The organism is Gilliamella sp. M0320 (assembly GCF_016101635.1).
In the GTDB taxonomy this organism is placed as follows: Bacteria; Pseudomonadota; Gammaproteobacteria; order Enterobacterales; family Orbaceae; genus Gilliamella; species Gilliamella apis.
Window position 1 is genome coordinate 49142 of sequence record NZ_JACFQD010000001.1, and the last position, 12362, is coordinate 61503.

General features: G+C 34.0%; 8 protein-coding genes, 1 pseudogene and 1 CRISPR repeat array (1 of these 10 cut by a window edge). Of the genes and pseudogenes, 5 read left to right on the top strand and 4 right to left on the bottom strand.

What is annotated here, in order from left to right:
* Positions 1 to 607: direct repeats of the CRISPR family, unit length 28 nt; unit sequence GGTTTATCCCTATGTGTATAGGGAACAC; it begins 31 nt to the left of the window's first position.
* Between the two features lie 119 nt (positions 608 to 726).
* A complete protein-coding gene (cas3, locus tag H3T83_RS00225; RefSeq protein ID WP_198214783.1) occupies positions 727 to 3435 on the bottom strand; it encodes a CRISPR-associated helicase Cas3' in 2709 nt (902 codons plus the stop codon).
* A 486-nt stretch (positions 3436 to 3921) separates the two neighbouring features.
* Between cas3 and H3T83_RS00230 the strand changes: the two genes are divergently transcribed.
* The 5 genes and pseudogenes from H3T83_RS00230 (at position 3922) to H3T83_RS00250 (ending at position 10623) form a co-directional block, all read left to right on the top strand.
* On the top strand, positions 3922 to 5802 hold the full coding sequence (locus H3T83_RS00230) for an extracellular solute-binding protein (RefSeq protein WP_198214784.1): 1881 nt from the start codon (positions 3922 to 3924) through the stop codon (positions 5800 to 5802).
* A 1-nt stretch (position 5803) separates the two neighbouring features.
* A complete protein-coding gene (locus H3T83_RS00235) occupies positions 5804 to 6892 on the top strand; it encodes a microcin C ABC transporter permease YejB (RefSeq protein WP_198214785.1) in 1089 nt (362 codons plus the stop codon).
* Positions 6892 to 7923: an ABC transporter permease gene (locus H3T83_RS00240; RefSeq protein ID WP_065614357.1), complete on the top strand. Its 1032-nt coding sequence runs from the start codon at positions 6892 to 6894 to the stop codon at positions 7921 to 7923. The genes H3T83_RS00235 and H3T83_RS00240 overlap by 1 nt, the downstream gene beginning before the upstream one ends.
* A pseudogene (gene yejF / locus H3T83_RS00245) lies at positions 7920 to 9503 on the top strand (microcin C ABC transporter ATP-binding protein YejF); the annotation flags it as partial. The gene H3T83_RS00240 and the pseudogene yejF, both read left to right, overlap by 4 nt.
* Positions 9504 to 9762: 259 nt before the next feature.
* The gene (locus H3T83_RS00250; RefSeq protein ID WP_065650823.1) at positions 9763 to 10623 is read left to right on the top strand and encodes a hypothetical protein; all 861 of its coding nucleotides are present in this window, start codon (positions 9763 to 9765) and stop codon (positions 10621 to 10623) included.
* A gap of 65 nt (positions 10624 to 10688) precedes the next feature.
* Here H3T83_RS00250 and frdD read toward each other — a convergent pair whose 3' ends face one another.
* The 3 genes from frdD to H3T83_RS00265 all read right to left on the bottom strand — a co-directional run bounded on the left by frdD (position 10689) and on the right by H3T83_RS00265 (position 12051).
* Positions 10689 to 11042 (bottom strand): fumarate reductase subunit FrdD, encoded by a 354-nt coding sequence (gene frdD, locus H3T83_RS00255; protein WP_086320426.1) that lies wholly within the window; start codon positions 11040 to 11042, stop codon positions 10689 to 10691.
* Positions 11043 to 11056: 14 nt separating this feature from the next.
* Positions 11057 to 11494 (bottom strand): hypothetical protein, encoded by a 438-nt coding sequence (locus tag H3T83_RS00260; protein ID WP_198214787.1) that lies wholly within the window; start codon positions 11492 to 11494, stop codon positions 11057 to 11059.
* A gap of 197 nt (positions 11495 to 11691) precedes the next feature.
* On the bottom strand, positions 11692 to 12051 hold the full coding sequence (locus H3T83_RS00265) for a hypothetical protein (protein ID WP_198214788.1): 360 nt from the start codon (positions 12049 to 12051) through the stop codon (positions 11692 to 11694).
* Positions 12052 to 12362 lie beyond the last annotated feature (311 nt).

Sequence of the window (12362 nt, forward strand, 5' to 3'; positions counted from 1 at the left end):
GCAGTATGTTCATATGCCCCTGCTAGCTACGGTTTATCCCTATGTGTATAGGGAACACTTGTCTAATGGTGAATATGTTGTTAATGCAGCTGGTTTATCCCTATGTGTATAGGGAACACGTTCGTCGGTTTCCTCATCAACACCGCCATAACGGTTTATCCCTATGTGTATAGGGAACACATACGGGGGGGATGTAATACAGCAATTAACTGCGGTTTATCCCTATGTGTATAGGGAACACCGGATTAATACTAATTTAATGCAAAATACCCACGGTTTATCCCTATGTGTATAGGGAACACTGCCATTATTATCTAGCTCCCCTTGTTGCAACCGGTTTATCCCTATGTGTATAGGGAACACAGATTCACCTAATTTATTTACACTTTCCGAAGCGGTTTATCCCTATGTGTATAGGGAACACTGGAACAAAGCAGGTGGTCAGGTTTTGAATGGCGGTTTATCCCTATGTGTATAGGGAACACCATACAATGCGATATATAGCAAAATTCGCGCGCGGTTTATCCCTATGTGTATAGGGAACACATTCCCTTCAACCGTTGCTAAAACGCTGGCGATGGTTTATCCCTATGTGTATAGGGAACACCCTAATTATAACCATTTGTTTTATAATTGAAATATAAGGGAGTAATTTTTTACCGATTTTTTCTGTATGAAATTCACTCAACTTATTGCAAGTTAAAATTATTAATATTTAACTTTAAATTAATTTAGATAAAAGCCTAATTCCTTGGAATAAAAAGAAGGTTCTTTTTCTGTCTCAATTAACACAATAATGGCATTTGGTCTATGTATTTGTTGTCTCAATTTTTCTAGATGCTGTTCGTCAAGTTGTGGGACGGCTTTTTTAACTCTAGCCCATTTAGATGCACTAATTGTAATATGGCTTTGTTCCCATGCGTATTCGTTACTACTACAGTAAGGAATAACTTTTCCATCTTGTTGATATGCTAAATAAAGATCAATATTATCTTTTGATAAACGGGTTGAAACTTCAATTTCCTTATCCCATTCAGCATTGAATTGTTCACGGCTATAGCATTTATTAAAATTTAATATGATACTTTTAGCTTGTGAGCTTTGTCCTAGTTGTTGTCCTAGTGCTTGATAAAAAGCCTCTTGTAAACCTTTTGGTGGTTCAAGATCATGGCGATAAACCGCTTCTATAAGTAGTCTCGCCGCTTCAGGCATTGTTATAACACCTCTTTCACGTAAAACCCGTTGGGTAAACCATAAATAGGCATGATTAGCGTAAACATATTTAGTATTGCGAAATTCTGGATTATCTAGCCAATCTTCGCTTGGATCATCCTGCCATGTTGGCGCAAATACGGTCAATATAGGTGGATTTCGCTCATCACGTGGTTGATTCTGGTGAGTGGCTGATTTGATATTTCCGTGTTTATCTCGCACATGTCGTTGTAAACGCCCTGCACGTTGAATCAATAGATCAATAGGTGCAATGTCACTAATCATTTCGTCAAAATCAAGATCTAATGATTGCTCAATGACTTGAGTCGCAATTATGATTTTTGCCGAGCGAATGGTGTTATTTGAAGTTTTTCCCGCCCATTCGATAGTTTTTTGCTCGATAGCCAAACGATCACAATAAGCAAAACGACTATGAAATAGCAAAATTTGCTTACTATCAAGATGCAAATTTTGTTGTATTTGTTGATATAAACTAATAGCATCAGCCACACTATTTTTTATCCAACAAATAATTTTTCCTTGCTCAATTGCACTCTTTATTTTTTCGATACCGGAATTGATATTATCAATCCAGTCAATCTTAACTTGTCGCTTTACTTCATCTCTTGTTGCTATTGCTTGTTCGACTAAGTTTTTTTGATTTAGTTGAGTAAATAAAGGAAAAGGTAAATCTGTATCAAGTGTTAAAGGTGATGGTGTTGATGTTAATCCACTATAGAAGGCGTTAAGCAATTTTTCGCGCAGAAAAAATGGTAAAGTCGCAGTAAGAATAATTGCACTGCCACCTTGCGATGCATGATAATGCAATAATGATTCTAATAGTTTTACCATATAACTATCATAAGCATGAACTTCGTCTAAAATAAGTAATTTATGACGCAACCCTAATAATCGCAACGATTGATGTTTAAACGGCATTACAGCCATCAAAGCTTGATCCAACGTACCAACCCCAACTTCCGCCAGTAATGACTTTTTACGAGTATCGACAAACCACTCATTGCACTCGCTACTGGCTGAATTATCATTGTTGAGATATTTTTGCTGACTAATATTATCTAAATTAATTATTGTTTGAGTAAAAGTCGGATTCATGTAACTTGCACCATGAGCCAAAACCAGAGATGGATGGCTATCGGCTTGATACAATTGACCGTAGATCTGTGCCGTTCGTTGATAGATACCATTAGCGGTTGCTTGAGTAGGCATACCGATGTAAATACCGTGAGCTTTCCCGGCAGCCATTAATCTATGAGCCAAAATCATAGATGCTTCGGTTTTACCGGCACCGGTGACATCCTCCATAATAAATAATTCGGGGCCATTATCGGTTAGTGGGCAAGATAATGCTTTTTGTTGTAGAGGGGTTGGTTTTTCTATAAATGGAAACAGGTTTTTAATACCATTAAAAGGAGTAATGGATGACCTTTTAGGTAAAGTTGCTACGGCTTTTTCAGCATTAGCGAGTGCATAGTTTACCCAATACTCTGATAACTCCATTGATTTTGAACAAAAAGTGAAAAATTGCTCATTGGAACCTAACCAATCGCTAATAACTGTTATGGCTGCGATTAACCAGCTCAGTTTGCTGAGAATTTTGCGAAATTTTTTATCAAAAAAACTAGTGTGGTAGCCAGCTAACCGATTATCTACAATAAACAACTTATTAATTGCTTTAATATAATCTAAAGATGCATGTTTATCTTGTGAATTAAATGCTAAGTTGCCTTTGGGATCTAAGATTGGTGGCTTGCCATGGTGGCCGGTCATGATTAATAACCAAATATTATATATTTGGTCAATATTATAATTGTAATGTTCTAATTGGATTTCTGATTCTTGCATTAAATAATTCTTCCATAACCAGTGTCCAAGAGAATCATGTCGAGTTAAATAACTTTTGGCAGGATCTGGGGCGACGAGATGGGGGTTATTGTGTTTGAATAATTGCTGAAATCCATTAGCGAATTTGCCAATATCATGCCAAGCTAGAAAATAGGCGAACCAAAGGGCTGCTGTTTCAGTGTCATCTGATGAAAAACCAATCTGTTCAAATAGCTCTGCAGAATTAAAATAATCGTTTTTTACTATATGATATCCACAAGCTGCAACATCTAAATTGTGGTAGGCTAAAAGGTGATAATTATCTGACTGATCGCCTTGTTGGCATTTTCCCCAATATTTGTAGAATGATTCAAGCATTAAAACGGATATCCTTATTTTAGATGATTAACTGGTTGGAGTATTTAGCTGAGTATCATTAATGATTCTAAAATAATAAAATAATATCGATTAAATTGCTAAATTTTTATACTAAAAAACCCCGTTCCTCAAAATTTTTTTATTATGAATCATGACGATTTATTCTTATCTAGTTAAAAATTTATTTTCTATAAAAGAATAAATCTTAAACAAATATTGATAACAATTAATGTTATAATCGTCGTTTATTATTAAGTTTATTAATAAGGTTTTGCTCATTCGCTGGAAGTTTGGCAAAATAGTTAACTTACTATGTTATTTAGCGTATTCTAAATTGTTTGAAATTTTTAAGACTCAATAGGGTAAAATCTTATTTTGATAAATTGTTGATAAAACAGGAACTAAATTAGGATGATTAGTCAAAGAAAAAAAAATATCAAAAAGTTATTCATCTCAAGCTGTTTGAGTGGATTATTATTTTGTTCAATGACTATCTATGCCGAAGAAGAACCAAATGTCACTTTGCTGTCAGATACACCGCTACAAGCTAACCCATCAACTGAGACCATTGAATCCCAGCCGATTGACAGCATTGAACCGAATCAACCAACCGAGCATATTTACCATAAAACCATTTTTTCGTTATTGGGTGATCCTAAATATCCTGAAAATTTTGACCATCTAGAATATGTGAATCCCAATGCCCCTAAAGGTGGGATTATCAAACTACATGAAATAGGTACCTTTGATAATTTTAACCGTTTTGCTAGTCGTGGCGCACCTGAACATCATTCTGGTTCGTTATATGATTCTCTTTTTACCTCAACAGCCGATGATATTTCCAGCTTTTATCCACTGATAGCAACTTCAATAACTTATTCTGATAGTTATCGTTGGGCAGAAGTCTCGATTAATCCTAATGCACGTTTTCAGGATAGTAAGCCAATAACCGCATATGACGTGGAATTTACTTTTCATAAATTTATGACCGAAGGTGTTTCACAATATCGAGTTTATAACAAAGGTATAAATGTTAAAGCGATAGATGATTATCGGGTTAGGGTGGAATTACCTGAAACCGATCGTGAAAAATTACTTTCTTTTGTTGGTAGTATGCGTGTTATTCCTAAACATTTTTGGCAAGATCATAATTTTTCTGAGCCGTTAAGTACTCCTCCTATTGGTAGTGGCCCTTATTATATTAGTGATTATAAAATGGGGCAGTACGTGGTTTATAAGCGTAATCCTGACTATTGGGCAAAAGATTTACCTGTTAATAAAGGTTTAGATAATTTTGATGAAAAACGTATCGATTATTATATGGATACGAGTATAGCGTTAGAGGCGTTTAAAGCTGGAGAATACGATTTCCGCGGTGAAGGGCAACCGAAAAACTGGTTTACTCAATATCAAGGAAAATACTTTGATTCAAAAGATATCATAAAGAAAGAAAAAAACGTCGAAACCGCTGTAGATACTAAATGGTTAGCGTTTAATTTGCAGAAAGATCTTTTTAAAGATGTTAGAGTTCGTCAAGCAATAACCTTAGCTTTTGATTTTGAATGGCTTAATCACGCTTTTTATTATGATAGTTATAAAAGACCGTTTAGCTTTTTTGAAAATACCATTTATGCTGCAAAAGGTAAACCTAGTGAACAAGAACTTAAATGGTTAACACCATATAAAGATATTATTCCCGAGCAAGCCTTTGATGAAGCCTACACTATTGCGAAAAGTGATGGACAAGGTTTTAACCGCAATAACTTATTAACTGCAGCTAAATTGTTAGAAGAAGCAGGTTGGATCATTAAAGATGGTAAGTTAATTAATGCTAAAACTGAGCAACCTTTTGCGTTTGAATTGTTGACTTATCTAGGTGATGACATTAAATATGCGATTCCATTTCAGCAAAATTTAGCTCGTTTGGGTATTACAATGAAAATAACTTCATTAGATTATGCCCAATTAACGCGCAGAATGCGTGAGCGTGATTATGACATGATGCCACGTAATTATAGTGCAATAGATTATCCATCCTCAGATTTAATGATTTTTTGGGGGAGTGAATATTTAAATTCTTCTTATAATGGTTCAGGATTACATAATCAGGCAATTGATTCGATTATTGCTGAAATAATCAAAAATGTAGGTAATCAAAGTGAGTTAATTTCACTAGGAAGAGCGCTCGATCGTATTTTAACTAAAGAATATCCGATGATTCCAATGTGGTATAACAGCAAAACTTATTATGCATATTGGAACAAATTTGGGCAACCAGCCATACAGCCAACTTATGCAATAGGTATTGATAGCTGGTGGTATGATGCAGACAAAGCAGCTAGTTTGACAAAGAATAGAGTACGCTAATATGTTGAATTATTTTATCCGTCGATTATTGCTAATTATACCAACCTTATTAATCATTTTGACTATCAACTTTTTTATTGTGCAAATTGCACCGGGTGGCCCCGTCGATCAAGCTTTAGCTATGATAGAGAATGGCCCTCAAGCAGGGCAAGTATTGCTGCCTGGCAGTGAAAATAGCCCTGCTAAGTTGACCGAACCAAAAAATAAATCAAATTATCGTGGTGCCCGCGGTTTAGATCCAGAAATTGTGGCAATGATTGAAAAACAGTATGGATTTGATAAACCGCTTTGGGAACGCTATATCAATACGTTAAAGCAATATATCCAGTTTGATTTTGGTAACAGTTTTTTTAAAAGTGAATCAGTATTAAGTTTAATTGCCAAAAGTTTACCTGTTTCTATTTCATTGGGATTATGGAGTACATTAATCATTTATTTAATCTCAATCCCATTAGGAATTCGTAAAGCGGTTAAAGATGGTTCAAGATTTGATTTTTGGTCAAGTACGTTAATTATCATTGGTTATGCAATACCCGCTTTTTTATTAGCCGTATTATTAATTGTTTTGTTCGCAGGTGGCAGTTATTGGGATATTTTCCCGCTACGCGGATTGATTTCTAATAATTTTGAACAATTAGATTTTTGGGGCAAAGTAAAAGATTATGCGTGGCATATTTGCTTACCGACTATTGCTATGGTAGTAAGTGGTTTTGCCACACTAACCATGTTAACCAAAAACTCATTCTTAGATGAGATTCGTAAACAATATGTTGTTACTGCCAGAGCGAAAGGGTTAAGTGAAAGGCAAATTCTGTATAAGCACGTTTTTCGTAATGCAACCTTGCTTATTGTATCGGGCTTTCCTGCTGCATTTATTGGAATTTTATTTACCGGTTCAGTATTGATTGAAGCTATTTTTTCGCTTAATGGATTGGGTCTTCTCGGCTATGAAGCAATTATTCAGCGTGATTACCCGGTTATTTTTGGTTCATTGTATATATTTACATTGATTGGGCTTATTACCAAACTCTTATCAGATTTATCTTATATGATAATCGATCCACGTATTGACTTTGAGGCTCGCAACTGATGACTACGCACTATTCAATTAATCAGCTACGTTGGCAACGATTTAAACGCAATCGACGTGGGTATTATTCATTATGGTTATTTTCAATATTATTTATAATCAGCCTATTTTCTGATTTTATATTTAATGATCGACCGATATTTATCAAGTATCAAAATAACTATTATTCGCCCATATTCCATTTTTATCCGGAAACTGAATTTGGTGGGCAATTTAAAACACAAACTAATTATTTAGATCCAGCGGTACAAAATAAGATTGAGTCTGATGGTTGGATACTTTGGCCTCCATTTCGTTATACTCATAATACTGTGATTCATGACACAACCAGCACGTTCCCTACACCACCATCAAAAAATCATTTGCTTGGCACCACCGATGCTGGATTTGATGTTTTAGCAAACATTGCCTATGGTTTTAGAGTATCAATGTTTTTTGCCTTGTTTCTTACCTTTTTCACCTCCATTATCGGCGTGCTAATTGGCGCAATTCAAGGTTATTATGGCGGAAAAGTTGATCTATTAGGACAGCGATTTATTGAGATTTGGAGTGGTTTACCTGAACTATTTGTGATAATTCTGCTTGCCAGTATCTTACCGCTTAATTTTTGGTGGTTATTAGGTATTACGGTGTTATTTGGCTGGATGGCATTGGTCGGTGTTGTTCGAGCAGAATTCTTCCGAACCCGTAACTTCGATTATATTCGAGCCGCTAAAGCTATGGGCGTAAGCGATAGTAAAATTATGTTACGACATATGCTACCAAATGCGATGGTGGCAACATTAACATTTTTACCATTTATTCTTTGTGGTTCAATTTCAACACTAACGGCACTTGATTTTCTCGGCTTTGGTTTACCAATTGATTCACCATCTTTAGGACGATTATTACTACAAGGCAAAAATAATTTGCAAGCGCCTTGGTTAGGAATTAGTTCTTTTTTAGTTATTTCCATCTTATTGTCACTGTTAATATTTATTGGTGAAGCAATTAGAGATGCATTCGATCCAAACAAAGGAGTATATAAATGAGTTCTCCTTTATTATCTATCATTGATTTAAGTATTGCCTTTAAAACTGGCCAGCATTCACAAAATCAAGTTGTTGACGCTATTAGTTTTGATATTAATGAACAAGAAACAGTGGCATTAGTCGGTGAGTCAGGTTCTGGTAAAAGTGTAACAGCACTGTCAATATTAAGGCTGTTATCAAAAGAGCGAGTGATTTATCCTTCAGGAGATATTATTTTCGAAGATAAATCATTATTACATGCCTCTGAAAAAGAATTGCGTAAAATTCGCGGTAATGAAATTAGTATGATATTTCAAGAGCCAATGGTATCACTTAATCCATTGCATACCGTTGAAAAACAACTTTATGAAGTCTTATCTTTACATCGGGGTATGCGACGTAATGTGGCTCGAGGTGAAATCTTACAATATCTCGATCGGGTTGGCATTAAAGATCCTAAAAGCAAACTGGCTTCTTATCCTCATCAGCTATCTGGTGGTGAAAGGCAACGTGTAATGATTGCCATGGCTATTTTAACTCATCCAAAATTATTAATTGCTGATGAACCAACTACTGCTTTAGATGTTTCTGTTCAGGGACAAATTATTGAACTACTCAAAGAGCTCAAAAAAGAGCTTAATATGAGCATGTTATTTATTTCACATAATTTGGGAATAGTAAAAAAATTGGCAGATAAAGTAGCGGTAATGCGAGATGGCCAACTTGTTGAATTCAATAATAAACAACGTATCTTTTTGCGTCCACAACAAGAATATACTCAAACATTATTAAATTCTCAGCCTAGTGGTGAACCGGTTCCTTTACCTGATACTCCCGGTATATTGCTGAATGTGAATCATCTTAATGTTGAGGTCGTCACTCAAAAACGATTATTTAGCAGCAAAAAGAAAAAAATTGTTGATAATATTGGTTTTGCGGTACATCAAGGTGAGACAGTTGGTATTGTTGGGGAGTCAGGCTCAGGTAAAAGTACCACCGCACTGGCTATTTTACGTTTAATCAAATCAAAAGGTGATATCCTATTTGATAGCCATCCTATCCAGAATTTATCTGGTAAGAAGTTATTACCATTCCGTAGCCGAATTCAGGTTGTATTTCAAGATCCCTTTTCATCACTTAATCCGCGCTTTAATGTTGAGCAAATTATCAGTGAAGGTCTAATGACACATAAAAAATTGACTAAAGCTGAGCGAGAACAAGCGGTAATTGATATTATGCTAGAGGTTGGTTTGGACCCTGAAATGCGTTTTCGTTATCCAAATGAGTTTTCTGGTGGACAACGGCAAAGAATAGCGATTGCTAGAGCTTTAATATTGCAACCGGAACTATTAATTTTAGATGAGCCAACGTCATCTTTAGATCATACAATTCAAAAGCAGATAATTAATTTACTTAAATCATTGCAGGAGAAACATCATCTTAGCTATCTGTTTATTAGCCATGATCTTGCGTTAGTCTATTCAATATGTCATCAGATTGTGGTTATGAAAGACGGTAAAATTGTTGAACAAGGTTCACGAGAAAAAGTGTTTTATACGCCGGAATCAGAGTACACCAAAGTTTTACTATCATTTTTAGATAAACCACCGAGAAAAGCGACTAAAACGTTAATTCATGCGGATATTATCGAAAAAACTCAAAAAGCAGAATCACCTGAAAATGTAGAAAAAGATGAACAGTCTGATGAAAAACAACAAGCTCAGCAAGAGCATAAACAAGAACAAAAGGTTAATTGGGAAGACGCATTATTAATGCGAAAAAAATAAATGTACAACTTTGTGGCTTAGCTATAAGCCACTATTAAATATTTAGTTTAGTAAACGAGTTAACAGGTTCATTATGCAAAAAAATATATTCCGTTTTTTAACCGCTTCATGTTTATCATTTATCTCAATAAATGCAATGGCATTGACGTGTTCAGATAATCCCGAACAAAATAAAGTTGAGGCAAATAACTATATTTTTAAAATATTAGACTTTATTGATTCAACAGCTAAAGGGATTAAGCAAGAAGTGAGAACTTCAACCATTACATCAGATACTGGTACGATACGTTCAATTGTCAAACATAGTTTAAATTATGATCCAAATGGTTTGATTACAGAAAGTCATTACGATCTTTATTCCGGTGACAATGAAAAACTCTATTCTGAACATCTACAAAAAAACCAATCTGGCTGGCAAAATGTGATTGAAGATATAGAGGATAAAACAAGTAGCACTACTCAGTTCAAAATCGATACACAAGGTAGAGTTATTGCTTCTGAACAGATAAAACAAGCGCCCGATTTTACCTTTATTGAGAATGATAGTTATCAATTTGATAATAACAATTGTTTAATTAATAAAAATGTGCAATGGCAGCTAAAAGAGTTGGATGCTAATGGTCAGGTAGTAGGAACAGTGCAAAAAGGTGCTTCGATTTATGCGTTTGGTTATCAAAATCGCCATCTAGCAAAGGTATCGGCGCAATATAGTAATAAAACTAAAAATGAAAGCGATTTTTCTTACCAATATGATGATAAAAATCGATTAAATGCAATCCAATCGACTTATTCAATAGTTGGAAAAAATACAACTCATTACATGACTGAATTTTTAACTTTTAATGAGAAAAATGATTGGTTGAGTGCAACACAATCAAAACAAAATAGGAAAAACAAACAAACTAATATCGTTCGGCAGATTACTTATTATTAATCAATTAAACATGGCGTTATCACTAGTGAACTCGATAACGCCAATGAATAAACATCACTCTAGTTTTATCTTACAAATAAAATATAAATCGCATGAGCTGTCCATGCTAACGCTAAACCATACGTAAGTAGCTTTTCTCGCTTTGGATAGATATTAAATTGATGTAACAAAGTTAGAATCTGTTGCAATCCACACCAAATTGGTAGCGAAATCATTAAGCACAAAAATAATTTACCTAATTCAGTATTGGCTAACTTTAAAATATATGAACGCGTTATTGCGTCACCAAAAGGAATGATAAACGCAACAATGATTAATACCACTGGTGCGAAAATAGCTGCCCAAAGCCCACCTAAAGCAAATAATCCTTTGGCCACTTTTAAGTCTGACTGTATTGGTTGAGTTTCTTGATTTTTCATTGATCAAATACCACTTATTTAATTATCAATAATAGTAAGCAATATGAAAGTAAAATTGTTACACCCCATAAGCCAATAATAAGTAAATATCCTTGTTTCTTTTTATGAATATTTTGCTTAAAAATAACCTTTGGCATTAACCTAAACCAGTTTATTGAATGAAATAAAGCGAGTAGTAATGCAATACAGTTTAGCACTACAACAACTGGGCTTTGTAAGAAAAAAATAAAACGATAAAACTCATCTTGTCCCATTTTATTTGTATACATACAGATAACACCATACATCAATACCAAACTAACCCAAATCATGGAAAAAGGCGTTAATTTATCAATGATTGACAGAAATAACGGCTGTTTTGTCTGTAACGATGTGATCTCGGATTGTGTACCAGTATTGTTATTATTTAAATCATTATTTGCTGGATAATTATCATTATTCTTCTTAATCATAACTTTCTCAATGTCAGTAACATTATTATGTAATTAACGTTTCTAGGGATGAATGTTTAATGTTGTATTATAAACATTAAGTGATTCAAATCGTCAAATTAAAGTCCTGCATAATATCGGTTTTTAAGGTAATAACACTAGGCAGAAAGTGCGTTGAAATGGTTTGCATGACATTGCAAATGTGATTAACTAATAAATTATTTGCTAGTAACAAATAACTTATAATCAGTTAAATATGAGCCTATTGGTGTTTCTTTGACTCTTACTTGAGCTTTAGTACCATATTTGATTTTGTCATTTAAATTTATGCATAGAAAAAAGTAATAATTGTTATCTTTATCAAGAATCTTTAAACCATGTTTACAACGTCCATGCCTACCTCTACTTGGCCCTGGCGTGGTAATTTTATATTCAGTGGTATAAGTTTTATATTCAGTAGGATAGAAATAAATGATCTCTGCTGGTAGAACTAAAAAAATTAGGAGATTAAAAGAAAAAATCATAAAAGCACGTGCAAGGTACTGTTTAATTCGTTCTAAAAATGATTTTTTTAACATTTTTTTTCTAGAAAAAGCGAGGAGAAAACTAAGCAGGATGGCTACAGTAAAAAATGCATATTCAACTTTAGGAAAAATAATTGTTTTTTGGTGAAATCGTAAAGCAAAAAGAATATTAAGAATAAACAATATTGCCACTGACAGCTGTAATATAGTTGTTATATTTTTCTTTAATACAACTTTTTTTAATAGATCTTGATTATAATTTTTAAAGTTTTGTGGCATATAAGATCTCTATCATCTCTTCTTAATAATAAAGTTTATTTTTACTATATCATTAATAGCTAATTTTTAGCTAAACTAAAATAATT

Coding starts and splice junctions, on each gene's coding strand:
- H3T83_RS00240 (WP_065614357.1), top strand. CDS start 6,892: ATGACTACGCACTATTCAATTAATCAGCTACGTTGGCAACGATTTAAA.
- H3T83_RS00230 (WP_198214784.1), top strand. CDS start 3,922: ATGACTATCTATGCCGAAGAAGAACCAAATGTCACTTTGCTGTCAGAT.
- H3T83_RS00250 (WP_065650823.1), top strand. CDS start 9,763: ATGCAAAAAAATATATTCCGTTTTTTAACCGCTTCATGTTTATCATTT.
- cas3 (WP_198214783.1), bottom strand. CDS start 3,435: ATGCTTGAATCATTCTACAAATATTGGGGAAAATGCCAACAAGGCGAT.
- H3T83_RS00235 (WP_198214785.1), top strand. CDS start 5,804: ATGTTGAATTATTTTATCCGTCGATTATTGCTAATTATACCAACCTTA.
- H3T83_RS00260 (WP_198214787.1), bottom strand. CDS start 11,494: ATGATTAAGAAGAATAATGATAATTATCCAGCAAATAATGATTTAAAT.
- H3T83_RS00265 (WP_198214788.1), bottom strand. CDS start 12,051: ATGTTAAAAAAATCATTTTTAGAACGAATTAAACAGTACCTTGCACGT.
- frdD (WP_086320426.1), bottom strand. CDS start 11,042: ATGAAAAATCAAGAAACTCAACCAATACAGTCAGACTTAAAAGTGGCC.